We start from the raw sequence: 26,040 nt of genomic DNA on the forward strand, positions 1-26,040 counted from the left end.
AAAACTGATGACCGATGCGACATACGGCATGAGGACAGCCGTAATTACTCTTTGTGTCGGGCATAGGTCCGGCAACCCCAGCGTCAGGAGTCGCTGTGGGCCGGGCAATCGTGAACCAGCCACTGAGCGGTTTGAATCAGCTGAGCATCGATCGATTCGCCATGCAGCCCCCCGATGGTTGAGCGGGTGACAGCTGCCCCCTCAAAGAGGCTCACAATGGTTCCGGCGACCGCATGTATTTGTTCCTCTGCCAACGCCGGTCGTGCCTGACGAACGACCGCGCCCACATACCCGGCGTAACTGGCATAGAAGGCCCTGACTGCCGTCGCAATTTCTGGATCCGAGGAAGCAATGGCCCAAATTTCAAAGTGCATGCAAACACCTGTCACCTCCGAGTGTTCCACGAGAAGTGCGGTAATCAATCGATGGGATTCGGCACGCGAAAGGGTTCCCGGCGCTCCCGGAAAATCAACAATCACGGGGCCAGCCACCTCGGTGAGGCGCTGCAGGGATTGTTGCAGCGACCGTTCAAGGACCGCCCGAATCAAGTCCGCTCTGGTGGGGTAATAGTGTTGCAGGTGTCCCACGCGCACCCCGGCCGCTGCGGCAAAATCGCGCATGGCCGATCCGGCGTTGCCCTTGGTTGATAGCACCTCGACGGCAGCATCCAGAATCGCTGCTTGCCTGAGTGCACCCTTGTTTCCGGTCATGAAATCAATATTGTCACACCGTGCCTTTTGAGCTCCGCGAGGGCCCGGGTGAGAGACGCTGTGCTCTCGGGGAAGCCCACGCCGGGCAATGCCTTCGGGTCAAGAACATTCTGTAGTCCCAAAAGTCCGCCGAGCGCCGTGAGATGGGCTTGACCGGCAGGATCTGAGATATGAGCAGATCGCGTGCCGTGAGCACCATGCACATCGATGCGGATATGTGCGGTGCCTCCGGTGCCCGGTGAATACAACAGGGAACGCCGCAGTCCCCGCCACCGCTCACCACTGCCCCAGCGGAAGAGTCCCACCGACTTCGCCATCAAAAGCGCGGTGGTTGATGCATTGGAGCTAAATCCGATGCGGGTTGCTGCGCTTGTTGCCCCCAAGGTCATCGGAAACGTCAATTGCTCTGGAGTATCCAGCCGCGCCACTTTGGTCCGGTAACCTGCGATATCTACCCAGCGCGTATCACTCAGTGGGCTGACTACGTGGGGGTGCCCGTTTTCGGTGATTTCGAAGTCTTGTCCGAGTCGATCAATAAAGTCGACCGAGTCGGCACCTGCTTGGTCATTGGTGTCATAACGGATGGCGACATCAATTTGCTGAAGTCCCCCAAGGTCCTCAGCCAGCGAAGCGGCAACGATACTAACGACACCTCCCATCCAGGCCGAGCTCAGCAGCACCGGGGCCGTGGGTGAGAGCAAGCTGGTTTGCGCTACTGCGCGAGCGAGTCGAGATGTCCAGCGAGTGATATCCACGTAGGGAATTCCTGCGCTCACTGCCGCACGTAGAACTCGGTCTCCCGGATCATTCACCGTGCTGATGACAGCCCGAACCGAAGCGGTAAATGGTGTGGGGTCATCAAGATCCCACTTCCTCACCTCGAGGTTGTACTCATCGGCGAGGTGGGCACCGCGCTGAGGATTTCTTCCCGTCAGTAACAACGGCCATGACGGTGCGGCGAGTCGCGTGAGCGCGGTGCCCACGATCCCATACCCACCAACAATCAGTACCGGTCCGGCTACCTGGTATTCAAGGTTATCGTTCATGATTCAAACTTTAGGTCAAATGACCTATTAAGTAAATTTGCGTTGCTCACGCTCCGCCAAGAATGCGAAAACTGAAAAAATGCTGAGGAATCGAAGTGATTCTATGGCTGCTCACCCGGCAATTAATGACAAAAGCGAACCCAGTCCACTGCTCTCATTGGCAGTAGACCGGGTTCGCTTCGAGGCGGTCTCGATGGAAAGTCACCGCACCCGTCAGCTGCATCTCGAACGGTCCTACCCGAAATGCAGCCCTCCCGCGGCTAACGGTCAATCGACGCCATGTTCACTTTGTCATGCCGTTCGCCGGCGGCCGGCTGCAGTGCTTCTAATCGATTCATTTGGTCCTCGGAAAGCTCGACGGCGTCGGCTGCCGTGTTTTCTTCGACGCGGCCGACTCGCCGAGTGCCTGGGATGGGAGCGATGTCGTGGCCGCGAGTGAGAATCCAGGCCAGGGCCGTCTGCGCAGCACTGGCTCCGATTTCTGCGCCAATTGCCTTTACCGCTTCGACGATCGCGAGGTTATGCGAGAAATTTTCACCCATGAATCGAGGGTTAGTTTTGCGCCAATCATCCTCGAGGAAGTCATCAACCGAGCGAATCCGACCGGTTAGTAAGCCGTGTCCGAGCGGCGAGTATGGGACCAAACCGATGCCCAGTTCGCGCAGCAGTGGCAGGATCTGCGCTTCGACGTCGCGACTCCACAGCGAGTATTCCGTCTGCAGCGCGGAGACCGGCTGCACGGCATGCGCGCGGCGGATGGTCTCCGGGGAAGCTTCGGAGAGACCGAAGTGCAAGACCTTGCCCTCGGAGATCAGTTCCGCAACAGCTCCGGCTGTCTCCTCAATCGGAACGTTCGGATCCACGCGGTGCTGGTAGTACAGATCGATGTGATCTGTTCCCAAACGCCTAAGTGATCCTTCGATGGCGGTTCTGATGTTGGCAGCGCTACTGTCGGTGATACCAGGTCCACCGCCGGCGTGGGAGACGAGCCCAAACTTTGTCGCCAACACGACGTCATCGCGACGGCCCTTGATGGCCTGTCCAACAATTTCCTCGCTGAGGAATGGGCCATAAATTTCGGCGGTATCAATGTGAGTAACACCTAGTTCCAGGGCGCGGTGGATCGTGCGGATTGACTCCGCGTTGTCCAGGGCACCCTCGCTGGTATAGGTGCCCGCCATGGTCATGGCACCGAGCCCGATGCGTGAAACTCTTAGTTCGCCGAGACGTGCATTCAACATTCTTCTGATCCTTCTTAATATTGGGTTGGGTGCGGCTTCCCTGTAACTACCGCTGGTACCGCGACTTCGGCGTGACGATGCCACCCGGCACATCACCCTCACAAGGTCGCCGACAGCTGAGGAGGAATTGAGCCTCCACAGAATTGCCTAGTCGTTTGCGATAGCCATGTTCGAGGACAGTTCGCGATGGGCATCCACTTGCGCCAGGAGCAACTGGGCCTTCTCTTCGGCGCCGGCAACAATATCGACTCCAGCCACGAATCGCAGTGGCGGTGTTTCCAGCGAGGCCAAGGTGATCAGCGCGGATCCAAGCTTGGCAGGATCCCCACCCTGTAGCCCGTTCATGCTCTTCCACGCCGCGATGGTTTTAGAGGTGCGTTCCGCGTAGTCAGCGATGGAGAGTTCCGGCCAGATCGAGGATGCACCTTCAACTAGCAGCTCGGTGCGGAAGAAACCCGGCTCCACAATAGTGGTGCGAATGCCAAAGGGCTCAACGTCAAAGCTTAGGGACTCCATCCAGCCTTCCAGCGCAAACTTCGAAGCGGCGTATGCTGCGCAGAATTCCTGACCGATGAGCCCTGCCGCGGAAGTGATGGTGAAGATGTGCCCGCTGCGCTGCTGACGCATCTGCGGCAGGATGGCGCGGGTGACATTCAGCGGGCCAAAGAAGTTGGTTTCCATCTGCAGACGCATTTGGCGATCGCTGATTTCCTCGAAATATCCGGCATAGAAGTTACCCGCGTTATTCACCAGGACATCGATGCTCCCGAAGCGCTCGACGGCTGCCTGTGCGGCGGTGACCGCTGCCGCCGCATCGGTGATATCTAACGAGAGTGCCAAAAGGTTTTTGTGTTCGCCGAGGGCGGCAGTGACCTTGTCGGCGTCGCGGGCAGTGCCCACCACGCGGTGTCCAGCGTTGAGTGCGGCCATGGCCAAGTCGATACCCATTCCCCGGGCTGCTCCGGTGATAAACCAAACGTTGCTCATGCTCTTGCCTCTACTGTTCGTGACGCCGACCCGATTCGGTGGCTGATGCAACAAGTCAACAAGCAAGTAAAAAGTAGAGCCAGACCCCAGCTATGGGTTCCCTGGCAGGGCACCGCTAACAGTCGAGCGGTGGGGTATCTTCGAGAATATGGACAACCAGAATGACCTCAGCGAGTTCCTCGTCTCGCGGAGGGCAAAACTCAATCTGCAACAGGCTGGCCTCCCGGACTATGGTGGGCGCCGCCGCGTACCGGGGCTTCGACGCGAAGAGGTTGCCCTGTTGGCGGGAATGAGTTCCGAGTATTACAAACGCCTCGAGCGGGGCCACGCCAAGGGTGTCTCCGAAGCCGTCATCAACGGCATTAGCCGTGCCCTGCAATTGGACGCTGCCGAGCAAGCGCATTTTTACGAACTGATCCGCAGCGCAAATACCAGTACCCGTCCTCCACGTGGACGCACCACCCGCAAAACTCAGCTTGGAGCGGCATTCCAACAGACCATTGACGCCATGAATAGCGTCCCGGTCTTTGTACAGAATGGGCGACTCGACGCGATCGCGACCAATCAGCTCGGACGCGCCGTCTTCTCACCCATGTTCGAAGACACTTCGCAGCCATTGAATGCTGCGCGTTTCGTCTTCCTTGACGACCGTGCCCAGACCTTCTACCAAGATTGGGAGGCCAACACACGCCAGATCGTTGCCCTGCTGCGTGTAGAGGCTGGTCGCTCTCCCTACGACCGAGAACTCAGTGACCTCGTCGGGGAGCTCTCCACGCGTAGCGAGCTTTTCCGCAAACTTTGGGGATCCCATGACGTGCGTGAACACCGCAGCGGCACCAAGAGCATCCACCATCCCGTTGTTGGTGATCTGGAGTTGAATTATCTTGGACTGGATGTGAGCTCCGAAAAGGGAATCCAGATGCTGGTGTTTTCCGCTGAGCCGGGCTCCGCGTCCCATGATGGATTGCAGCTTCTGGCAAGCTGGGCGCAAACGCACCTGCGTGACGCTCTACCCAAGTCAACTATCAACAACGCTCACAACAGCTGACGAAGTCTCAAGGATTCGTTCGCTGGTCGCCGCCGGCGTGTTCTGCTGCGGCGTGAAATGGATGTTACCCAGATAGCGTCGGAGCAAAGCAAAACGGTCGGTGTAGCTCGACTCAACGTAGAGCTACACCGACCGTAAGTTGTCAGCTCAAGATCTCTGAGCTGGAACTAAGACAATTACTTGGCGACAGCTCCGTTGACCTTGAGCTCGCGGTTCGAAGGGATGTCCGCCCAACCGCCAAGACCCAGATTGCCGTAGGAGCGATCCACGGTTGCCGAGGCTCCTTCAATGTTCAAACGAACTGTCGGGCCGAGGGTGCCGCCACGCACGAAGTTATCCTTGGTTCCGATGGTGTCGATGAACGACTGCACCAGGCCATTAGGCATCACGTAGTGCGAGTAGGCCTGGAACTGTCCCGGGTGCTGGTTGTAGTCAGGAGCAAACGGAGTACCGGCAGCGAAGTTCAGGTTGGTGGGGCTTCCCAGGGCCAGGCCCGAACCGCGGTTCAGCGGCTGGTAATCGCTGCGGATTCCGTTACCAACAAAACCGTAGACGCCTTCCGGGCCGTCAATGCCGGCAGCGAAGGTCGAGCGGTGGCTAATGGTGAACAGGTAGTACTTCCCGTCCTTCATGTAGATCTGCGGACGTTCGGTCTGGTCCGTGACGCAATTGGCCGACAGGATCGGCGGCAGGAACTCCCACTTGGTCAGGTCCTTGTTGGTTGCACGGGCTAGGCCCACGTTACCGATCTGGTACGTTGCACCAGACTTGTTAACTTCGGCAACGGTTTCGCCGTTGGTCTCACCCTCGTTGTAGCCGAGATCTTCTGCGGTGCATTGGGCTTCGTCGCGCTTCTGAGCGGTGTTGCCTTCGAAGACCATGTAGGTCTCGCCCGGGTGGGCCGGATCTTCAAAGGTGAACGGGTCGCGGAAGTTGAAGAACTGGTTCTGTTCGGCATTCTGGTAGAGCTTTCCATCGGCCTGCAAAAGGTCGGTGACCTTGTTGAAGCCGGTGAACTTCACGCCCTTCTTGTTGGCGTGTACGTGACCGACGCTCAGCGCGATGCGCGGGTCATAGGCCTTGATGTCGTTGCCGGACTTGTCGCGGTAGAACGCAACATCGGTGAAGAACAACTTGATCTCGCCGTTTTTGGTGACACGCGCCGAACCTGACCACTGGGTCTGGTGGCTGTAGGACTGATCCTCGAAGATCTTGCCGGTGACGCCTTCATCAAAGACCTGACCGCCGTAGGTCCAACCGCCGTTTTCGGGACGGTCGGCGGCGGGTACGCCTGCGGGGCGGTAGAAGTAACCGATGCGCGCATACTGGTGGCGCTCATCGAAGCCCAGCTTGCGATCGGCAACCAGCGAGAAGATGATCTCCTGGCCGTTGACACTGTACTGATTGGCGTCCTCGTCGGTCAGGGGCCAGGTATCCCAGACCCAGACCTTTTCGTTGCTCATGTCAGGGAAATCCTGAGAAACGGTCGGCATGGTGTACTCCTCGGGCATGGAGTTCTCCCGCGATCCGGCCGTCGTATCGGACATGGCCTTCAGCTGCTTGGCGTCAGCTCGAGTCCAACGTGCAGTGAAGTCATCTAGGGGGCTGTGTGCCTCTTGGGTGTGCTTGGTGGGTGCCGGGAAGCCTGGCGCAACGTCCGTTGCGGCTAGCGCTGGTCCAGCGAGCAGGGTGGCACTGAGTGCCCCCAAGCCTAATATGGCGACCAGCAGGCCGCTCTTGGTGCGTGTCTTGTTCACGATCGTTTGCCTTTGGTTCGATTAGGAATCGGACAATCGCTCAAACAGGGACGCACATTCTCTCCACAGAAAAACCTAGGCAGATTCATAGCCGATGTCAAACGTTCCAAAACGTTTTGGAAGTTATGTCACATTTGTTGGCAAAACGTTTTGGTAGTCGGATACGGTGGTTTCCGGTCACTCGAAGTGATGCACGTTCTCTCCCCCCCAATTTTTGCGACGACGCAGAGGCTCTGCCGTCCAGCGGTGGAGTTTCTGCACTCATCCTCCGAAAGACCCATGTTCATGCCAAGGCACCGATTCCCTTTGTCCTACTTCGCCGTAGTCCTGATCTGTGTTCTGGTTCTCGCTGCGTTCACCTCCTTGGTGCTAATGCGGCCCGCTACTGAAACACCGGCGGCCACGCAGACGACCACACATCCCACGACGGACAACGAAAAATTTCAGCGGCCACAGGATTGGTCCCCATATCGTCCTGCGACGCACATAACTCCGGCGAACAACTGGATGAACGATCCACAGCGCCCGTTTTTCCTCAATGGGCTATGGCACTTTTATTACCTCTATAACGCCGACTACCCGGATGGAAACGGCACCGCCTGGTTCCACGTCACCTCCACCGACATGGTGCATTGGAAAGACGAAGGCGTTGCCATCGAGAAGTACACCAACGGTCTTGGCGACATCTGGACCGGCAGCGCGGTCGTTGACACTCAGAACACCGCCGGATTTGGCAAGGATGCAGTGGTTTCCCTCGTCACCCAGCAAGTAGATGGAGTACAACGCCAGTCCCTGTTTTACTCCACGGACGGTGGCTACTCGTTCACTTCCTACAAGGGAAACCCGGTCATGGACAACCCCGGCCTAGAGGCCTGGCGTGATCCGAAGATCGTTTGGGACGAAGAACGCTCCCAATGGCTCATGCTGTTGGCCGAGGGCAACAAGATAGGTTTTTACACTTCCCCAAATTTGAAGTCCTGGACCTATCAGTCGGGATTTGAGCGTAATGATCTGGGTGTCATTGAATGCCCCGACCTGTTCGAGATGGCCGTGGATGGCGACCCGGAGCGCACAACCTGGGTACTAGGAATCAGCGCCAACGGCGAAAGCACCGGACGTACCACCGGCTACACCTACTGGACCGGATCATGGGACGGAACGAACTTTGTCCCGGAACAAGATGACCCCCGATGGCTTGATGCCGGAGCTGATTTCTACGCGGCAGTTACCTGGGATGACCCGAATGCCGAAAATCCACTGGCGCAGCGCTATGCGATCGGCTGGATGAACAACTGGGCGTACGCCGGAGCGCTACCAAAAGAGGACTGGTCCGGTGGCACCATGTCCACCGTGCGCCAGCTTTCGTTGCGCACCGTTGACGGACAGCCACAGCTGAACTCACAACCCATCAACGCCATCACTGAGCTCGAAGGTGGGCAGCAACAAACCGAGGCCCAGCAACTTGAGCAGAACAACCCGGTCAGCCTCCCGCGACCTACCACTGACGCCTATCGGTTACGCCTGAGCCTGGCTCCGGATGCGAAACATCCGGCTAAGGAAACACTCGTGAAGCTGGAGGATCCCGATGGATCTTTCATCACGCTCGGCTACAACGTCGGCAACCAGACATTGTCCTTGGCCCGTGATTCCGACAAGATCGCTGGCCAGATGCCGGAGGCCTACCGCCAAATCCGCAGCGAAAAGGTTCCTCTCCGCGATGGCCGGCTGAACCTAGATGTGGTTGTTGATACGACCTCGGTGGAGCTCTTTGCCCAAGACGGTGAGGCAGCATTAAGTTCAATAGCTGTGCTCTCCCCGGGACAACACGAGCTCAGCATCGAATCCCTTGGCGGCGATACCCAGCTACTTTCGGCCACCCTCAATCCACTGGCAGTGACCGCCTCAACCCGCTAAGAAATCTTTAGCTCGAGGGTGGCGCAACCGAGCCGCGCTGGATCAGCGGACAAGGGAGCTTCTTCTGAATGGCGTCCGTTGGTTTTGCACCCACCTGCTCAAAGAGCCGGGACACCGCCCAGCGCCCCATCTCATAATGAGGCAACGCAATGGTCGTTAGTGTCGGCACTAGGGCAAGCGAAATCAGTTGAAGATCATCCACCCCAACAACCGAAACATCGTGCGGGATGGAGAGCCCAAGTTCTCTGGCTGCTTGGTAGACACCCATAGCCGCCTCATCGTTGAAGCAGAATATCGCGGTGGGGCGGTTGGGTCGATCCAACAGCAGACGAGCCGCGGCACGCCCACCGGCCGCATCACCGCTGGTCGGAACGATCAGCGATTCATCAACGGTGATTCCTGCTTCCTCCAGCCCCTTTCGATAGCCGCGCTCTCGGCCCCATGCCGCAGGCACTGATTCGGGAATGGTCGTGAAGCCAATCCGGCGATGTCCAAAACTCGTCAGGTGCCGGGTCGCCTCCAGTCCGATCCCCTCCTCATCCGGAACGATCGAGGAGAATTGGGAATCGGATGTTGAGGCATTGGCCAACACCACCGAAACACCATCCAGTTCCTGCGGCACGGTGACCTCTTGGTGGTACATACGCGCATAGACCAGCCCATCAACCCGATGATCCCGCAACGTCCGGATGCCCAGCTGCTCCTGCTCCAAGATGGCATGTGAATCAAGAATCATGAGGACACTTTGGTGTTCGGCGGCGGCATCCTGCGCGCCACTAATCATCTGACCGGCATAGGGAGTCACGGCGATGGTGTCGCTGAGCAGCCCAATCGTGTACGTGCGTGCACTGCGCAGACCTCGAGCTCGTGGGTCCGGAGAATAGCCCAAGCGCTTGGCGGCATCCAATACTCGCACTCGCGTCTCGGCGTTGATTGCGCGAGCACCGCTCAGCGCATGGGACACCGTCGTTGTCGAAACACCCGCTGCTGCCGCAACATCACGAATGCCCACGCGGGCAGTTGCTCCGACATTATTGTCCATTGGTTCATTATATTCAGCTGAGGTGCACATTCATGGCATCCGGACCTCAGCTGCCCCTCTTCCGAGGAGATCCCTTCACCGTCCCAAAAACAATAGCGACCTCGTTCCACTCCCCTATCGGGGCAGTGGAACGAGGCCGCTTCGTGGCGGTAGTGCTCAGCCGAAAAGATTCACCGGTTTCACGATGTCGGCGTAGATGAGCACCGCACCCATGAGCATCATGGCCACCGCCACCACATAGGTCAGCGGCAGCATCTTGGCGATATCCACCGGGCCCGGATCGGGACGGCGGAAGAGCTTGGCGAAGAATCGGCGCACCGATTCAAAGAGCGCCCCGATGATGTGTCCACCGTCGAGGGGCAACAGCGGGATCAGGTTGAAGACGAACAGGGCAATATTCAGCCCGCCGATCAGCGAGATGAGGCTGGCGGCCTTGTCGTTGATGCCGATGAGGTCCGTGGCGCTGATTTCTCCGGCAATGCGGCCCACGCCCACCACGGAGATCGGGCCATTGGGATCGCGTGGTTCATCGGAGAAGGCGGCCTTGGCCACCTGGGCAACACGTGCCGGAAGATCTAGCACCACCGCTGCCACACCGGAGATCTGTGTTCCCACGGCGGGTAGGACATCGGTCACCGAGCCCTTGACGTTTTTGACGCTCGAACCCATTCCGATGAAGCCAACATCAACGGTTTGCGTTTTACCCTGCGCGTCGGTCACCGCCATGCCATTCGCGTCAATCATCGGGCGTTCGGTCTTGTACGGGGTGATCGTGGTCGAATGCTCAACACCATCACGCATGTAGGTCAACGGGACGGCAGTACCGGCATGAGAACGAATCGCCTGGGTCAGCTCAACCCACGCGGTGTCTCCCACCGGAGCACCATCAAAGGTGGTGATGGTGTCGCCCGGGCGCAACCCGGCGGCGTAGGCCGGGCCCGGTGCATCGGTGGGCAGACAGCCATTGTTCACCGAGGCATCACGCGTAGATTCCTCACCGAGCGGCACCACACACTGGTACACCTCGGACACGGTGGTGGTCTGGGCCGGGGCTCCAAACCCGACGGTGACAATGCCAATCATCACCACGCCAATGAGCAGGTTCATCACCGGGCCGCCAAGCATGATGATGATGCGCTTGTAGACGGGAAGCTTGTAGAACAGTCGGTCATCATCCCCCGGCTGCAGCTGCTCCGCGGCAGCATGCCTGGCCTCGTCGGCCATCTGCTGGAACATGCCGGTGGAGGACTTGCGCAAAATCGGGGCATCCGTGGCCCCCACGTCACCCTTGTTCTTGGCCGGCGGGTACATCCCAATCATGGAAATGTAGCCACCCAACGGGATGGCTTTAAAGCCGTATTCGGTCTCTCCGCGCTTAAAGGAGAAGACCGTTTTGCCAAAGCCAATCATGTATTGGGGCACACGCACGCCGAAGCGCTTGGCCGGGAGAAGGTGCCCGACCTCGTGTAGGCCGATGGAAAATCCAACGGCAACCACCATGATTAAGACACCGAGGATGAAAAGTAGAACGCTCACAGTGATTCCAAACGCTTGGCGGCGGTGTTTCGTGCCCACGACTCTGCGGCCAAGACCGCATCCAGATCTAGGGTCCCGGTCTCTGGGGTGTAATCCTGCAGGACCGACTCGATGGTTTCCACGATGTCGGTGAAGCAAATGCGCCCGGCATGGAATCCGTGCACCGCCTCCTCATTCACCGCGTTGTAGACGGCCATATGTGTGGGCGAGGCGGCAGAGGCGGCCTTGGCCAGCTTGATCGCACCGAAGGCTTCCTCATCCAACGGTTCAAACGTCCAGGACGCAGAGCTGGACCAATCGCAGGCGGTGGCCGATCCGGGCACCCGGTGCGGCCAGCCGATGCCCAGCGCGATGGGTAGCGCCATGTCCGGCGGGGAGGCCTGGGCGATGGTGGAGCCGTCGATGAACTCCACCATGGAGTGCACGATGGATTGCGGGTGCACCACTGCCTCGATGCGTTCTAGGGGAACGTCAAAGAGTAGGTGTGCCTCGATGACTTCAAGGGCCTTATTAACCATGGTGGCCGAATTGGTGGTGATGACCTTACCCATGGCCCAGGTGGGGTGGGCCAGTGCCTGAGCCGGGGTGACGGAGCGCAATTGCTCGTAGTTCAAGCCGCGGAAGGGACCGCCGGAGGCCGTAACAATGAGCTTGTGCACCTCATCGGGGGTACCCGAGCGCAGCGCCTGAGCGATGGCCGAGTGTTCGGAATCCACCGGGACCAGCTGACCGGGGGCCGCTGCCTGTTTGACCAGGGCACCACCGACGATCAATGATTCCTTATTGGCCAGCGCCAACAGGTGACCGGCCTTCAGCGCCGCCAGGGTGGGTGCCAAGCCGATGGACCCGGTGATGCCGTTGAGCACCACATCGGCGTCCGAATACGCTGCGATCTGGGTTGCCGCATCCGCTCCGGCAAAAAGTATGGGGGCATATCCGTGTTTGCCTGCGGCGGTCGCTGCCGCCTTGATGGCCGTGTCAAGAGCCGCCAGATCCGGGTTCGCGCTGCCGACAGCGGCAGCGGAGGTGGCCACGGCCTGGCGGGCCAAAAGTTCAAGGTTGTACCCGGCGGAGAGTGCTGCCACGGCAAATAGTTGCGGCGCGTTGGCAATCACATCAAGTGCTTGGGTTCCAATGGAGCCGGTGGACCCGATCAGGGTGATGCGGCGGATGGATCCGGGCACCGGTGGGACGAAGTCGATGGCCGGGGCCTGCATGGAAAGCTGCTCGTTGTTCACCTTCCCATTATGTCCGCTATATCTGTGCCAACCCAATGAGCGAGCCCACGGCACGCTGGAGCGACTACCGCGCTTAAACGGCTTCGGCCACCGTTGGGCCCCAAAACAACGGGGAAAACGGTGGCCGAAGCCGGGTTTACACTCGGGCGTTAGGTGCGTGGTCGATCACCACGGTGCGCACCGTGGTGCACCTCGTGATCCTTCGCGCTGTCTGCGTCGGTTGAAACGGCCAGCGCACTCTGGGTCTCGGCTTCCTCCGGAACGCTTTCGGCGAGTTCCTCGATACCAGCGGCGGCCTTCGGGAACAGTCGGCGCAGCAGCTTCGCAATCAGTGGCCAGAGCAGGACCACGGCAATGATCACGTAAGCGACCACGGCCACTGGTTCACTGAACAGGCCCGCCGGATCCCCCGAGCTCAGCTGCAGGGACTTACGCAACTGCGCCTCGGCCCGGGGGCCAAGGATGACACCAATGATCAGCGGCAGCACCGGAATGCCAAAGCGACGCATCGCGAAGCCCAGCACACCCAACACCAGCAGCACCATTAAGTCGAAGGCCTGCAGGTTTACCGAGTAGGCGCCCAGCGTGGCGAAGAACAAGATGCCCGCGTACAGGTAAGGCCGCGGTAGCTGCAGCAACTTGGCCCAGAGCGGTGCCATGGGAAGGTTGATCAGCAGCAGCAGGGCGTTACCGATGAACAGGCTGGCGATCAACGCCCACACCAGCTTCGGTTCCTCCTCAAAGAGCAACGGGCCCGGCTGGATGCCGAACTGCATCAGCGCCAGGAGCATGACTGCGGCGGTGGCGTTGGTTGGTAGGCCAAGGGCCAGCATCGGGGTTAACGTTCCGGCAGCGGCGGCATTGTTTGCAGCCTCCGGCCCGGCGACACCCTCGATGGCGCCATGCCCGAACTCCTCCGGGTGTTTGGAGAGCTTCTTCTCGGTGACATAGGACAGGAACGTCGGAATTTCCGCACCACCGGCCGGCAGGGCGCCAAAGGGGAACCCGAAGGCCGTACCGCGCAACCACGGCTTCCATGAGCGCTTCCAGTCGGACTTGCCCATCCAGGGGCGGCCGACCGGAATCGTGTGGGTCGTGGTCTTGCGCAGGTGCGCGGCGATCCACAAGGCCTCACCGATGGCGAAGATCGCCACGGCAACCACCACGATATCCAGCCCGTCCGCCAGCAACGGCTGGCCAAAGATCAGCCGGCCCTGTCCGCTGACCGGGTCCATGCCCACCAGACCAATCGCTAGACCTAGGCCCAGTGCGGCAAAGCCGCGCAACTTGGAGGATCCCAGGACCGCCGTGACAGCAACGAGTGCCAGCAGCATGATCGCCAGGTAGCTGGGGTTACCCAGGGATACGGCGAACTTGACCACCCATGGTGCGATGGTCGCCAACAGCGCGGTGCCGATGGTGCCGGCGACAAACGAACCGATGGCTGCGGTGGCCAGAGCCTGCGCCGCGCGTCCGGCCTTGGCCATCTTGTGGCCCTCGATGGCGGTGATCACCGTAGAGGACTCGCCGGGGGTGTTAAGCAGGATCGAGGTGGTCGAGCCACCGTACATGCCGCCGTAGTAGATTCCGGCGAACATGATCATGGCCGCTGTGGGTTCCATACCGTAGGTCACCGGCAGCAGCAGCGCGATGGCCATGGCCGGGCCGATGCCCGGCAGCACGCCCACAGCGGTTCCCAGCAACACGCCCAGCACGGCGAAGAGCAGGTTGATGGGGGTTGCCGCGGTGGCGAAGCCCTGCATCAGCATGTTAAATGTTTCCACTTAGAGCACTCCCTTAAGCAGTCCGACCGGCAGGTGGATGCCCAGCCCCAGATAGAACCCGTAGAAGGTGCCCACGGCCAGGGCCACGGAAATCAAGGGGTCTCGAATGAAATTGCGACCGCCGAGGGCCAGCACGCTGCCCCAGAACAGGATGGTGCCGGAAATGACCCAGCCGAGCATGTCGATAAAAAGGATGTTGATGATGAAGACCAGGCTCAGTGGCACCACGACCTTCCAGTCGATGGGCGTGCCGATCTCGATGTCCTCGCCGTCCTCGGGTTCCGCCGATCCCCCACGCAGGACGTTGATCGCGAGCATCACGGCGCAGATGATCAGCAGTGTGGCGACGATGTAGGGAACCGTCTTGGGTCCCAGTCCATCGGACTGCTGGTAGGGCACCTTCAGACCGATCGCATCAACCAAGACGATGACCCCAACCGCTCCGAGCAAGGCCGCAAAGCCCAGCTCGGAGCGGTCTTTGAGCCATGTGGCTACTGGTTTCATGCCAAGCCGAGCGCGCTCAGGACGTCGGAAACTCGCTTGTCCTGGTCGGTAAGGAAGGTAGAGAACTCATCGCCGGTGATGAAGGCGTCAGTCCAGCCGTTATCGCTCAGGGCCTTCTTCCATTCCTCGGTGCCGTGCATTTTCTCCAGCGTGGCGATCCAGCGGGCCTTTGCCTCGTCGGTGATGCCCGGAGGGGCCACGAGTCCGCGCCAGTTGCTGAACTCCAAATCGATGTTCGATTCCATCAGGGTCGGTGCGTCAACACCCTCCAGGCGCTCGGCGCCGGAGGTGGCGAGCACCCGAACGTCACCGGATTCGATCTGCTTGAGGAATTCGCCGGCACCGGAGGCAGCAAAGCCCAACTTGTTGCCCAGGATCGCGGGCAACAAATCGCCGCCGCCGTCGTAGGAGACGAAGTTGACGTCCTTCGGGTCAATGCCCACGGTCTGGGCCAGCTGCATCGGCAGCAGGTGGTCCGGGCCGCCGGGTGAGGAGCCGCCGCCGACGGCGACCTTGGAGGGGTCCTTCTTCCAGGCCGCCACCAGATCATCGATGGTCTTATATGGTGAATCCTTCGACACCATGATGGCTCCGGGTTCCTGGATGAGTCGGGCAATGGCGGTGGTGTCGGTCAGTCGCGCGTCGGTCTTGTTGGTGTAGCTCGCGCCCACCACTCCTAGGCCCATGAGCATGCCCAGGTCGTTGTTGCCCTTTTCGTTGACGAGGCGGGCCAGGCCCACGGTTCCACCTGCGCCCGCGAGGTTAAAGACCTCAACGGACTTGGCGATGTCCGTTTCTTCCATGACCTTGGCGCCAACGCGGGCGGTGGTGTCGTAGCCGCCGCCGGGGCTGTTGGGGACCATGATGCGCAGGCCGGTCACCGGGCCGGATTCGGTCGCGGCGCCGGAAGTGCCGGCGTCGTTGCCGGTCACCCCACAACCGGTGGCGGCGAGCATGATGCCGGCGGCAACTGCTGCCAACCGCAAGATATTGGAGCGTCCCATGTTTCTTCCCAATCTTCAAGAAGCGAGTGAATGATGTGCACCACATTAGGGCGATATCACTCCGGGGCAATTCTTGTGTTCGCAAAGAAAGTTTTGTTCATTGTGTTCACCGTCACATTCGTTGCTCGGTATCGGTTTCGGTAGAGTTCACGCCGATGGCACATGCGAGATGAGGCGATAGGCGCCGGGTCCGAAGTGGCCTGCGAAAGGACCGCGCGTGTCCAGCCAGAGTCTCACCCCGCGGTTCGGGCGAACCGCCCGATTTAGCCTCGCCGGCCAGTTCCTGGGATTGCAATTGTTGATCCTGCTGGCGGTGATGGTCGGGGTCCTGGCCATGTCTCTGGCCCAGGCGACAGCAACATTTGAACGGGTGGAGTCACGCCGCGCACTCTCCGCGGCCGAGAACCTCGCCTCGATCCCGTTGGTTCGGGCCCTCTTGCCCGAGGCCAAACCACGCTTCGGTTCGGCACTTCCTTCCATCGCCGAATCGGTCCGATCCGTCTCCGGCAGCACCGAATCCCTCTTGGTCACCGCTCAGGGCATCGTTGTCACTTCCTCGGACCCGTCCCTGATCGGGCAGCAATTTCCACTTGGCGCCTCCGAGGTGATGCAGGGACGGGCCTGGACCGGGTCGACCGTGCGAAGCGGCGTGAAGACTCTTGAGGCCCACGTCCCAGTCCTTGATGACGATGGAAAGCTCGTTGGCTTTGCGGCCGTGGGTAGAACCTACCCCTCCCTATTTGAACGACTGCTCGATGCCACCCCCAACTTGTTGGTCTATCTGGGAGTTTCGGTGGCTCTGGGTACGCTCGGGTCCCTGCTACTCTCGCGGCGGGTGAAGCGGCAGACTCTGGGCCTGGAACCGGCGGAGATCACCGGTCTGGTTGAACACCGCGAGGCCATCCTGCACGGAATTAAGGAGGGTGTGGTGGCCATCGATCTGCGCGAGCGCATCACCTTGGCCAATGACGCGGCGCGCCAACTGCTGGGCTGGGGCGAAGACTGCGAGGGACAGAGCCTTCACGAGCTGTCGATTGATGCGGCGCTCCGCGAGGTGCTGACCGTGGAGCAGGCGAACGCCGACCGGCTGGTCGTGGTCGGCGAGCGCGTGGTGGTGCTTAACCGACGCCCCATGCAATCTAGGGGCAAGGTCGTCGGATCGGTGACCACACTGCGTGATCGCACCGAGCTCAGTTCCCTGGAGAAGGAATTGGGGGCCACGCGCATGACCACCGAAACCCTGCGTGCCCAGACCCACGAATTTGCCAACCAGTTACACACCATCTCCGGGCTGATCCAGCTGGAGGAATATGATGAGGTGCTTTCCTACGTGAACGGGGTGAGCTTCAGCCGTACCCAACTACTCGATGACGTCACTCACCGGGTGGCAGACCCCACCGTGGCGGCGCTACTGATTGCCAAGTCTGCGCTGGCCTCGGAGCGGGGTGTGGGGATCGATCTAGATCCGACCTCGCACCTGGGCCGGGTGGATGAGGCACTCTCCCGGGATCTGACCACGGTGGTCGGCAATCTGGTGGACAATGCCATCGACGCCGTGGCCGGACGCGAGAGCGCTCGAGTGAGGGTTCGCTTCTCGGAGGAGGACGGCGAGGTGGTGCTCCAGGTCCATGATTCCGGCGAGGGTATCACCGCCGAGAACGTTGCTAAGATCTTCGTGCAGGGCTTCACCACCAAGTCCTCCGCCTCCGCGGCCGGGCGTGGTTTTGGCCTGGCGTTGAGCCGACTGGTGTGTTTACGCCGCGGCGGTGACATCACCGTGGCCAACAAGGAAGGTGCCCTCTTCACGGCACGTCTGGGGAAAAAGGTGCAGTCATGATCGCAGTGCTTATAGTCGACGACGACTTTATGGTCGCGCGGATTCACTCCGGATTTGTGGCGCAGATGCCAGGATTTGAGGTCGTTGGGGTCGCCCGCACCGGGGCTCAGGCACTGGAGCAGGCGCTGCGCCTCCAACCGGACCTGGTTCTGCTGGACATCCACCTGCCAGATATCTACGGGTTGGACTTACTGGGCCAATTGCGCACCGCGGTGCCAGATCTTGACGTTTTGGTGATCAGTGCTGCCCGCGAGGCGGACACGGTGCGCCGGGCGCTGCGTGGCGGGATCGTGCATTACCTGATGAAGCCATTCACCGCCCAGGACCTGCACCAGCGACTGGAACACTACCGCAGCACCTATCGGTCACTCGGTTCCTCGGACACCGCCGAACAGTCGGATGTTGATGCGGTGTTCTCCATGGCCGGTTCCGATAAACCCCTGCCCAAGGGCTGTGGTGCCGAGACCATGGAACGCGTTCAGGCCACCTTGCGACTGGCCGAAGCGGATTTCTCCGCGTTGGAGGTCGGTGAATTGCTGGGCCTCTCGCGGGTCAGTGCACGGCGCTACCTGGAGTACCTGCACGAAACAGGGGCGGTACAAGTAGATCTGCGTTATGGCGGTGGACGTCCCGAGCGGCGCTACCGGTGGATCCCGACGCGCCGCACTGGGCTCTAGAGCCAGTCGTCCACCGCATCCGGAGCATTCTCCTGCTGGCGCAGGTGTTCCTCACGGGTGAACATCAAGCAGACTCGGGTGGCCTCGGCGACTGTCACTCCGTCCTGGTTCTTGCCCACGTGGATAAACGTTGCCACCCCGAGCCCCGGTTTGGAGCTTGAGGGGCGCAGGTCAGCGATGCGGGTCTGGGTGTAGAGCGTATCCCCCGGGAAGAGTGGATGCGGGAAGCGCACATCGGTTAGGCCCAATTGACCCAACAGTGTTCCCTGGGTCAGTTGGGAGACCGACTGACCCACCATGGTGGCCAGGGTGAACATCGAGTTCATGACTCGGCGTCCGAAGGGCTGGGTGGCGGCGAATGCCGCGTCAAGGTGCAGCGCCTGGGTATTCATGCTCAGCGTGGTGAATAGGACGTTGTCGGCCTCGGTCATGGTGCGCCCGGGTGAATGGACGTAGAGCGCCCCGGCATCCAATTCCTCGAAGTACAGTCCCCGCTGATGGATCTCGCGTACATCCTTATTCTCAGCCATTGTCATCACGCACCTTTAAGTTGTCGTCCGATCCACCGGCCCGCCCAGCGCGCTCTCGTACTTGGCCTGCGGCTTTGGGGCGGGCGGCGGATCTTGATGGTCCCTGTTCTTCGTATCCTACAAACTTTTTTTGCTTTTAGTGGGCAAGCTTCGCCCTAGAGTCCTAGAACCTTGGAGCCTTAGAGTCCTAGCGAGCGGGCGATCAGCATGAGCTGCACCTCGGTGGTTCCCTCACCGATTTCCAGGATCTTGGAATCCCGGTAGTGCCGTGCCACCAATGATTCGTTCATGAATCCGTATCCACCAAAGATTTGCGTGGCGTCCCGAGCATTGTCCATCGCTGCCTCACCGGCAACCAGTTTGGCGATGGCCGCCTCGGTCTTGAAGTCCTGACCTGCCAGCATCTTGGCGGCCGCTGCGTAATAGGCCAGCCTCGAGGTGTGCACGCGGGCTGCCATGCGGGCAATCTTGAACGAGATTCCTTGATTGCTCCCGATCGCTGTTCCAAAGGTGGTGCGCGTCTTCGCGTAGGCGGTGGCCTCATCAAGGCAGCCCTGGGCGGCCCCCGTGCCGAGGGCGGCAATGGCGATGCGGCCCTCATCGAGGATGGACAGGAAGTTGGCGTAACCTCGGCCCTGCTCACCGAGCAGGTTCTCTTGCGGCACCGTGGCGTCGGTGAACCGCAGCGGGTGGGTATCGGAGGCTCGCCAGCCGACCTTGTCGTAGGCGGGGTCAACGCTGTAACCAGGGGTGTCGCGGGGCACCAGGATGGTGGATATTTCCTTGGCGGTGCTCCCGTCGGCCCGGGTGCTGGTACCGGTGACCGCGGTGATAGCCACCAAGGTGGAGATGTCGGTGCCCGAGTTGGTGATGAACTCCTTGGAACCGTTGATCACCCACGAACCATCCTGAAGCTTCGCAGTAGTGGCGGTGCCGCCAGCGTCAGACCCGGCACCGGATTCGGTCAGCCCGAATCCGGCCAGCTCCTCCCCCGCACACAGTGCGGGAAGCCAGCGTTCCTTTTGGGCCTGGGTACCGAAGCGGTGGATGGGCATGGCTCCCAAGCTGACACCGGCTTCCAGAGTGATGGCCACGGATTGATCTACCCGGGCCAATTCCTCAATGGCCAGGGACAGCGCAAAGTAGTCCCCACCCATGCCGCCGAATTCTTCACCGAAGGGCAACCCAAACAGGCCCAGCTGCCCCATCTGGGAGACCACGTCATAGGGGAAGGAATGCGCGGCATCGTGTTTGGCAGACACGGGGGCCACCACCTCACGGGCAAATTCCCGAACTGTGCTGCGCAGTTCTCGGTAGTCCTCGTCGAGTTCCAGATTGATCATGATCCGCGTGCTGCCCTTTCGCTGGTACTCGGCTGCGGGTGGCCGCCGAGCATTTCTGGCCCGGGTGGTGTTGACCCGGTGCCTGCCGATGGGTCCGGAAACCAAGAGGTCGCATTCGCAGACCGCTTGGGCTTTACCCGGTGACCACGTATTGTTAGTGATCATTAACTGAGTTCGAGGCTAGTGGCGCGCGGCACACTTGTCTAGGGGCTAAACGGCACAAACGCAGACCCTGATGGGCGCGATTAATGAACCACGGCAAACAAGGAACGGTGAAGGGTGAACGAGATTCTCAAGGACCCTGCAGCGACCGACCGCGAACGCGCCAAGGCGCAACGACGTGAAGACCTTCTCAAAGAGGCCACCCGGCTCTTTGCCATCCATGGTTACGCCGGTGTTTCCCTAGAAGACCTAGGAGCCGCCTGCGGCATCAGCGGGCCGGCGGTGTATCGACACTTCTCCGGGAAATCAGCGGTGCTGATCGCGCTGCTGGTGGGCATGAGTCAGGACTTGCTGGACGGTGGGCAAAAAGTTGCAGCCTCGGGCGGAACCGCCGAGCAGACACTTTCACGGCTTATCGCCTTCCACACCGATTTTGCGCTGGCTAGGCCCGATATTATTCAGGTGCAGGACCGAAACCTCGAGACACTGCCTGCGGCTGAGCTGCAATTGGTACGTAAACTCCAGCGTGCCTACATCGCGCTCTGGACGGATCAATTGCGCCTGATTCACCCCGAGGAAACCACTACGGTAATTCGTTTTCGGGCCCACGCAGCATTCGGCCTACTTAATTCAACCGCCCATTCCGCGCACTCGCCACGCACTTCGAAAGCGGGGTTGCGTAAGCTGCTGAACCAGATGGCCGCATCAGCCCTCTTTACGCAGGTACGCTAGAGCGTAGATGATCCCTATGAGAGAGGCAGTGACCGTGCAGCTACGGCCTTTGCAGCCCGAAGACCTGGACCAGTTCTTCGAACACCAGCAGGACCCCGAAGCCAACCTTATGGCTGCCTTCACCGCGCGGAACCCTGCGGACCGCGGCGTTTTTAACCACCACTGGGGTGCCATCCTCAATGACCCCAAGGTCATTGTGCGCACCATCGAGCACGACGGCGAAGTCGCTGGCTCCATCTTGGTCTTTGAAAACGAGTCCATCCCGGAGATCAGCTTCTGGACTGCCAGCCGCTACTGGGGCCAAGGCATCACCACCTCGGCCGTGGATGCCTTCCTGGCCGAGTACACCGCCCGCCCGCTGCGCGCACGGGTGCCACAGGACAACATCGGCTCCATCAAGATTCTGGAACGCCGTGGCTTCAAGGTCATAGAGGAATCGGCCGATTTCTCCAACGCCCGCGCCGCCGTGGTGAAGGAATTCATCATGGAGCTGGCCAAGTAGTTTTCACGTCTCGGTATAACCGGGGCAAGACAAAAGCCGGGAAATCTTTCGATTTCCCGGCTTTTGTTATTTGCGCGATCCTACCCGCTAGTTCTGCTGGGCCTCTGCCGAGAGCAACAGGCGGCGGGCCTCACGACGCTCGGCCTGCTCACGCGGTTCCGGAACCGGAGCCGCGGCCAGCAACTTGCGCGTGTAATCGTGTTGCGGCGAGTGCAAGACGTCGCTGACTCGGCCCTGTTCCACCGCCTTACCATCCTTCATCACCACAACGTGGTGCGCCAACAGGTCCACCACCGCCAGATCGTGACTGACAAACAGACACGCGAACTCGTAGCGGGACTGCAGTTCTTGGATCATTTCCAGCACTGCAGCCTGCACCGAGACATCCAATGCACTGGTCGGCTCGTCGGCGATGAGCAGTTCCGGGTCAAGCGTTAGCGCCCTAGCGATACAGATACGCTGGCGCTGTCCACCGGAGAGTTCGTGCGGGTAACGGTTAATGACCGTACGCGGCAGATGAACCGCATCGAGCAATTCCTCGGCACGTTTGATGCGCTCGGCACGGGTACCGACCTTGTGCACCACCATCGGTTCGGTAATGCAGTCACCGATCGGGAAGCGCGGATTCAGAGATGCCGCGGGGTCCTGGAAGATGACACCGATCTTGGAACGGATCGCTCGTGATTCTTTGGGGCGCAGCGAGGCCAAATTGGTCCCCTGAACGGCCAACACCCCGGAGGCAACCGGAAGCAGGCCCAACACTGCCTTGGCCACGGTGGATTTGCCGGACCCAGACTCCCCCACGATGCCCAGGATCTTTCCGCGCTCAAGTTCGAAGGACAGGTCATCAACAGCCCGGAATTTGGTGCCGCGCATGTCGTACTCGAGCACCAAGTTTTTGGCTTCGAGCACCAATTCACGATCTAGGCTCACTGGATCCGGCGGTGCCGGAGTCCAGGTGCCGGTCACGTCAACGGCGGCCAATCGTGGCACGGATGCCAGCAATTTCTTGGTGTAATCGTGTTGGGGACGATTCAGCACCTGGTCCACGGTGCCGGTTTCCACCAGCGAACCATGGAACATCACTGCCACACGATCCGCGAGGTCGGCCACCACACCCATGTTGTGGGTGATCAGCAGGATGCCGGTATTCAACTTGTCCTTGAGCTCGCGCAGCAAGTCCAGAATCTCGGCCTGCACCGTGACATCCAGCGCGGTGGTGGGCTCGTCGGCGATGATGACCTTCGGGTCGCAGGAGATCGCCATGGCAATCACGATGCGTTGACGTTGGCCACCGGAGAACTGGTGCGGGTACTGCTTGATGCGTTTGTGCGGATCGGGAATGCCAACCAGCTTCAACAACTCGATGGCGCGCGCGGTGGCTTCCTTGCCGTAGGCCAGACCGTGGAGCTCAAGAGATTCGGTGAGCTGGCGTTCGACGGTGAGCACCGGGTTCAGTGCCGTCATCGGCTCCTGGAACACCATGGCAATCTCGGTGGCGCGCATCTTGCGCATCTTGTTCTCGGCAAGTCCCACCACATTGACGCCGCCAACAAAGGCCTTGCCGGAAATATTAGCGTTAGAGGGCAGCAGACCGATGGCCGCTGTGGAGGTCACCGATTTACCGGAACCCGATTCACCCACCAGGGCCACGACCTCACCCGGGTACACCTCAAGAGAAATTCCCTTAACGGCGTGTACCTCGGAGAATTCGGTTTCAAAAGAAACCGTAAGGTTCTCGAAGCTCAGTGCTGTGGCCCGAGACTCTGCCGATGGTGCGGAGATGCTCATTCGGATACCTCTACCTTCTTTTTACGGCGCTTGGCCTTGCGAGTCTGGCGCGGGTCGAAAGCGTCGCGCAGCCCATCGCCGAGGAAGTTCACGCTCAGTGCGATCGTCAAGATGATCATGCCTGGCCACCAGAACAGCCAGGGGCGGTTGGTGAAGGCGTTTTGGTATTGGCTGATCAGCAGGCCTAGAGAGGAATCCGGGGCCTTGACTCCGAATCCTAGGTAGGACAGGGAGGTTTCCAACAAGATGGCACCGGCGATCGCGAACGTCGCGTTCACGACGATCACGCCAATGGTGTTGGGGAGCAGGTGCTTGAGGATGACGCGGCGAGTGGTGGCTCCCATGGCCTGCGCTGCTGCAACGTATTCGCGTTCGCGCAGCGAGAGAACTTCACCGCGAACCAAACGGGCGAGGCCGGTCCATGTGACCAGGCCCAATACCAGAGCCAGCACGACGGTCGGATTGCCACTGCGCCCGGCAATCTGTCCCAGCACGGCGGCGAGGACCAGGAGCGGGATAACAATAAACAGGTCGGTGAGGCGCATCAGCACCGCATCAACCCAGCCGCGGTAGTAGCCGGCCACGGCGCCGATGATGGCACCGATTACCGTGGCAACAAATCCGACAACTACGGCGATGATGATTGACTGCTGAGTACCGCGCATCACTAGGGCGAAGTAGTCCTTACCTGTGGAGTCCTGACCAAACGGGTGCTCGCCCCAGGCCAGTCCCGGACCTCCCAGCCAGGAAGGCAGCAGTGAGAGGGTGGGATGGCCGCCGTTGATGACGGTTCCAGCCATGGTGTAGTCCTTACCCCACCACCCCGGAATGCCGGCGTATCCGATGGAGGTAAAGGCCATCAGAGCAATGAAGACCAGTAGCACCGTTGAAATCATGGCCGCCCGGTGGGCGATGAAGCGGCGGCGGATTAATTGGCCTTGGCTCAGCGAGGTGGAGTCCTTGCGCGCTAGCGCAGCGTCCTCCGCCTCGGCGAGCAAGACGGCAGCGCCCTCGACCGGTTCCTTTTCGATGGTCATCTGCGTCCCTCCCAGGTCTTGAAGTAATTCTCGTGCTTGTTCATACCCTGATCCTCGGGTCCAGAATTGCGTAGAAGATATCTGCCAGCATGTTGAACACGACCGCGGCGGTTCCGGTCACCAGGAAGAACGCCATCACGGGGGCCGGGTCCACTTGGGTCAGCCCGGTCCTGAACAATTCACCCATGCCGCGCCAGCCGAAGACCGATTCGGTGATCACCGCTCCACCAATCAAGCCCGCGAAGTCGAAGGCGGCGATGGTGGCGATGGGGATCATGGCATTACGGAAAGCGTGGCGGAAAATCACCGTTCGTTCGCTCAGGCCCTTGGACCTGGCGGTACGGATGTAATCCTGTTGTCCTACTTCCAGCATCGAAGAGCGGGTGTAGCGGCTGTAGCTTGCCAGAGAAATAATCGCCAACAGAATGGTGGGAAGCAGTAATTGAGTTCCCTTATCCAGGAAGCTCTCCCAGAAGTCACCGGCAAAGTTCGGTGTTTGCGAACCGATCGTGGCAATCGGTCGTGGCTTCAGCAGGAGGAATCCAGGCCAAGCCCGGAAAATGTGGTCAATGGCGGTCAGTGCCGCCATCACCAGCCCGGTGACGATTGAAACGCCCATGGCGGGGCCTCGCAGGTGCCCGCCCATGTATTTGCCAAGTAATGCCGGAATGATGACCGCAAGGATTGCTCCGGCAATCAGGATGTACCAGTTCGGACTTTCCAGAAGGCCGAAGGTCACGAAGTAAATAATTGCGCCAAGAACGACGGTAGCCACAGCGGGGTAAAGCACCTTGGTATTGCGCAGGCCCACGGTCATGGCCGTGCCGCTGAGCGCCACTCCCAGTCCGAGCAACAAGATTCCGCCGAAACCCAGCTGCGGGTAGCGGAAGAAGTTCAGCCAGGTGAGGTAGGGAATGACTACGGCGACGAAGGCCGCTGCGACAGCAAAGGTAATGATGCGACGCTTGATTGTGCCTGCCAGAAATACCTGCATCAGGAAGCCAACTATCAGCGCGATCACGATGATTTGAAGCGGAGAAAAAGCGGGGTCCTTTATCCAGTCGTTGTACCCAATGGCCATGTACTCCTTGAGCAGCACCGCAGCCCAGAAAACCGGAAGAGAGAAGAAGAGGAAGGTGATGAAGGTGACGCCGTAGTCCAGACCGGAGTACTGGCGAACCGCTGTTAAGACACCAATGGCAATGCCCAATACGGCGGCAAGTACCGTTGCCAGCAAGACTAAACGCAGTGTGGAGCCAGCCGCGAGCGCGAGCAGCGAGTTGACTTCCACTCCCTGTCGGCTCGTTCCCAGATCACATTGCAGCGTGAAACATTTGCCAACGCCCACGAGCCAGGTCCAGTAACGCATGTACCAGGGCATGTCTAGGTTCATGAACTCGATGCGCCGTTGCATCAGAGTTTCGCGGTTTTCCGCATTGCTTTCACGGAGTTCCGAGAGCGGGTCTCCCGAGTTGATCACGAGAACGTATAGCAGGAGCGAGGCGGCGAACAGGATCCCTATCGACGCACCCAGCCTACGAAGAATAAATCTCAACACTGCAAGTAGCTACCTTTCCTAACAGAAGTGTTCGAGGCCTGTGGGCCTTTGAACACGTGG

At 60.1% G+C, this 26,040-nt stretch carries 22 protein-coding genes; 6 read left to right on the forward strand and 16 right to left on the reverse strand.

Annotated elements, in window-relative coordinates:
• Positions 1 to 83: 83 nt before the first annotated feature.
• The 4 genes from HED64_RS15350 to HED64_RS15365 form a co-directional block, all read right to left on the reverse strand.
• Complete coding sequence (locus HED64_RS15350; RefSeq protein ID WP_168152863.1) at positions 84 to 710, reverse strand: TetR/AcrR family transcriptional regulator; 627 nt, start codon at positions 708 to 710, stop codon at positions 84 to 86.
• Positions 707 to 1,756: a saccharopine dehydrogenase family protein gene (locus tag HED64_RS15355; protein ID WP_168152864.1), complete on the reverse strand. Its 1,050-nt coding sequence runs from the start codon at positions 1,754 to 1,756 to the stop codon at positions 707 to 709. The genes HED64_RS15350 and HED64_RS15355 overlap by 4 nt, the downstream gene beginning before the upstream one ends.
• Positions 1,757 to 2,016: 260 nt before the next feature.
• A complete protein-coding gene (locus HED64_RS15360; RefSeq protein ID WP_168152865.1) occupies positions 2,017 to 2,997 on the reverse strand; it encodes an aldo/keto reductase in 981 nt (326 codons plus the stop codon).
• A gap of 147 nt (positions 2,998 to 3,144) precedes the next feature.
• Entirely contained in the window at positions 3,145 to 3,984 is an 840-nt protein-coding gene (locus HED64_RS15365) for an SDR family NAD(P)-dependent oxidoreductase (protein WP_168152866.1), read from the reverse strand.
• A gap of 148 nt (positions 3,985 to 4,132) precedes the next feature.
• Between HED64_RS15365 and HED64_RS15370 the strand changes: the two genes are divergently transcribed.
• Positions 4,133 to 5,032: a helix-turn-helix domain-containing protein gene (locus HED64_RS15370; RefSeq protein WP_168152867.1), complete on the forward strand. Its 900-nt coding sequence runs from the start codon at positions 4,133 to 4,135 to the stop codon at positions 5,030 to 5,032.
• Positions 5,033 to 5,208: 176 nt separating this feature from the next.
• Here the strand turns inward: HED64_RS15370 and HED64_RS15375 are convergent, their stop codons facing one another.
• Positions 5,209 to 6,789, reverse strand: a complete 1,581-nt coding sequence (locus HED64_RS15375) for a glycoside hydrolase family 68 protein (RefSeq protein ID WP_342590744.1) — start codon at positions 6,787 to 6,789, stop codon at positions 5,209 to 5,211.
• Between the two features lie 285 nt (positions 6,790 to 7,074).
• Between HED64_RS15375 and HED64_RS15380 the strand changes: the two genes are divergently transcribed.
• Positions 7,075 to 8,703, forward strand: a complete 1,629-nt coding sequence (locus HED64_RS15380) for a glycoside hydrolase family 32 protein (RefSeq protein ID WP_425351809.1) — start codon at positions 7,075 to 7,077, stop codon at positions 8,701 to 8,703.
• A 7-nt stretch (positions 8,704 to 8,710) separates the two neighbouring features.
• On the opposite strand, the gene HED64_RS15385 is transcribed toward HED64_RS15380, so the two are convergent.
• From HED64_RS15385 to HED64_RS15410, 6 genes are all read right to left on the reverse strand, one after another.
• Positions 8,711 to 9,745, reverse strand: a complete 1,035-nt coding sequence (locus HED64_RS15385; protein ID WP_168152869.1) for a LacI family DNA-binding transcriptional regulator — start codon at positions 9,743 to 9,745, stop codon at positions 8,711 to 8,713.
• 156 nt (positions 9,746 to 9,901) lie between these two features.
• A complete protein-coding gene (locus HED64_RS15390) occupies positions 9,902 to 11,281 on the reverse strand; it encodes a M50 family metallopeptidase (RefSeq protein ID WP_342590745.1) in 1,380 nt (459 codons plus the stop codon).
• Positions 11,278 to 12,498 (reverse strand): 1-deoxy-D-xylulose-5-phosphate reductoisomerase, encoded by a 1,221-nt coding sequence (dxr, locus tag HED64_RS15395; protein WP_168152917.1) that lies wholly within the window; start codon positions 12,496 to 12,498, stop codon positions 11,278 to 11,280. The genes HED64_RS15390 and dxr overlap by 4 nt, the downstream gene beginning before the upstream one ends.
• A gap of 170 nt (positions 12,499 to 12,668) precedes the next feature.
• Entirely contained in the window at positions 12,669 to 14,288 is a 1,620-nt protein-coding gene (locus tag HED64_RS15400; protein ID WP_425351811.1) for a tripartite tricarboxylate transporter permease, read from the reverse strand.
• A 15-nt stretch (positions 14,289 to 14,303) separates the two neighbouring features.
• Entirely contained in the window at positions 14,304 to 14,807 is a 504-nt protein-coding gene (locus HED64_RS15405; RefSeq protein WP_168152871.1) for a tripartite tricarboxylate transporter TctB family protein, read from the reverse strand.
• The gene (locus tag HED64_RS15410) at positions 14,804 to 15,811 is read right to left on the reverse strand and encodes a Bug family tripartite tricarboxylate transporter substrate binding protein (protein ID WP_168152872.1); all 1,008 of its coding nucleotides are present in this window, start codon (positions 15,809 to 15,811) and stop codon (positions 14,804 to 14,806) included. Before HED64_RS15410 ends, HED64_RS15405 begins: the two co-directional genes overlap by 4 nt.
• 316 nt (positions 15,812 to 16,127) lie before the next feature.
• Here HED64_RS15410 and HED64_RS15415 point away from each other — a divergent pair, with 316 nt between their 5' ends.
• A complete protein-coding gene (locus HED64_RS15415) occupies positions 16,128 to 17,648 on the forward strand; it encodes a sensor histidine kinase (protein ID WP_168152919.1) in 1,521 nt (506 codons plus the stop codon).
• Positions 17,645 to 18,325 (forward strand): response regulator, encoded by a 681-nt coding sequence (locus HED64_RS15420; protein ID WP_168152873.1) that lies wholly within the window; start codon positions 17,645 to 17,647, stop codon positions 18,323 to 18,325. The genes HED64_RS15415 and HED64_RS15420 overlap by 4 nt, the downstream gene beginning before the upstream one ends.
• Here the strand turns inward: HED64_RS15420 and HED64_RS15425 are convergent.
• Positions 18,322 to 18,855, reverse strand: coding sequence for a MaoC family dehydratase (locus HED64_RS15425; protein WP_168152874.1), 534 nt, complete (start codon positions 18,853 to 18,855; stop codon positions 18,322 to 18,324). The genes HED64_RS15420 and HED64_RS15425 overlap by 4 nt on opposite strands.
• Before the next feature lie 179 nt (positions 18,856 to 19,034).
• Entirely contained in the window at positions 19,035 to 20,198 is a 1,164-nt protein-coding gene (locus HED64_RS15430) for an acyl-CoA dehydrogenase family protein (protein ID WP_168152920.1), read from the reverse strand.
• Between the two features lie 279 nt (positions 20,199 to 20,477).
• Here HED64_RS15430 and HED64_RS15435 point away from each other — a divergent pair, with 279 nt between their 5' ends.
• Positions 20,478 to 21,092 (forward strand): TetR/AcrR family transcriptional regulator, encoded by a 615-nt coding sequence (locus HED64_RS15435; RefSeq protein ID WP_168152875.1) that lies wholly within the window; start codon positions 20,478 to 20,480, stop codon positions 21,090 to 21,092.
• A 16-nt stretch (positions 21,093 to 21,108) separates the two neighbouring features.
• On the forward strand, positions 21,109 to 21,594 hold the full coding sequence (locus HED64_RS15440; protein ID WP_210149784.1) for a GNAT family N-acetyltransferase: 486 nt from the start codon (positions 21,109 to 21,111) through the stop codon (positions 21,592 to 21,594).
• Positions 21,595 to 21,681: 87 nt separating this feature from the next.
• Here HED64_RS15440 and HED64_RS15445 read toward each other — a convergent pair whose 3' ends face one another.
• From HED64_RS15445 to HED64_RS15455, 3 genes are read right to left on the reverse strand one after another with little or no spacing between them, the layout of a single operon-like run.
• Complete coding sequence (locus tag HED64_RS15445; protein WP_168152877.1) at positions 21,682 to 23,385, reverse strand: ABC transporter ATP-binding protein; 1,704 nt, start codon at positions 23,383 to 23,385, stop codon at positions 21,682 to 21,684.
• On the reverse strand, positions 23,382 to 24,422 hold the full coding sequence (locus tag HED64_RS15450; RefSeq protein WP_168152878.1) for an ABC transporter permease: 1,041 nt from the start codon (positions 24,420 to 24,422) through the stop codon (positions 23,382 to 23,384). Before HED64_RS15450 ends, HED64_RS15445 begins: the two co-directional genes overlap by 4 nt.
• Positions 24,423 to 24,462: 40 nt before the next feature.
• The gene (locus HED64_RS15455) at positions 24,463 to 25,980 is read right to left on the reverse strand and encodes an ABC transporter permease (protein WP_168152879.1); all 1,518 of its coding nucleotides are present in this window, start codon (positions 25,978 to 25,980) and stop codon (positions 24,463 to 24,465) included.
• Positions 25,981 to 26,040 lie beyond the last annotated feature (60 nt).

It is taken from the genome of Paeniglutamicibacter terrestris, assembly GCF_012271785.1.
Classification (GTDB): domain Bacteria; phylum Actinomycetota; class Actinomycetes; order Actinomycetales; family Micrococcaceae; genus Paeniglutamicibacter; species Paeniglutamicibacter terrestris.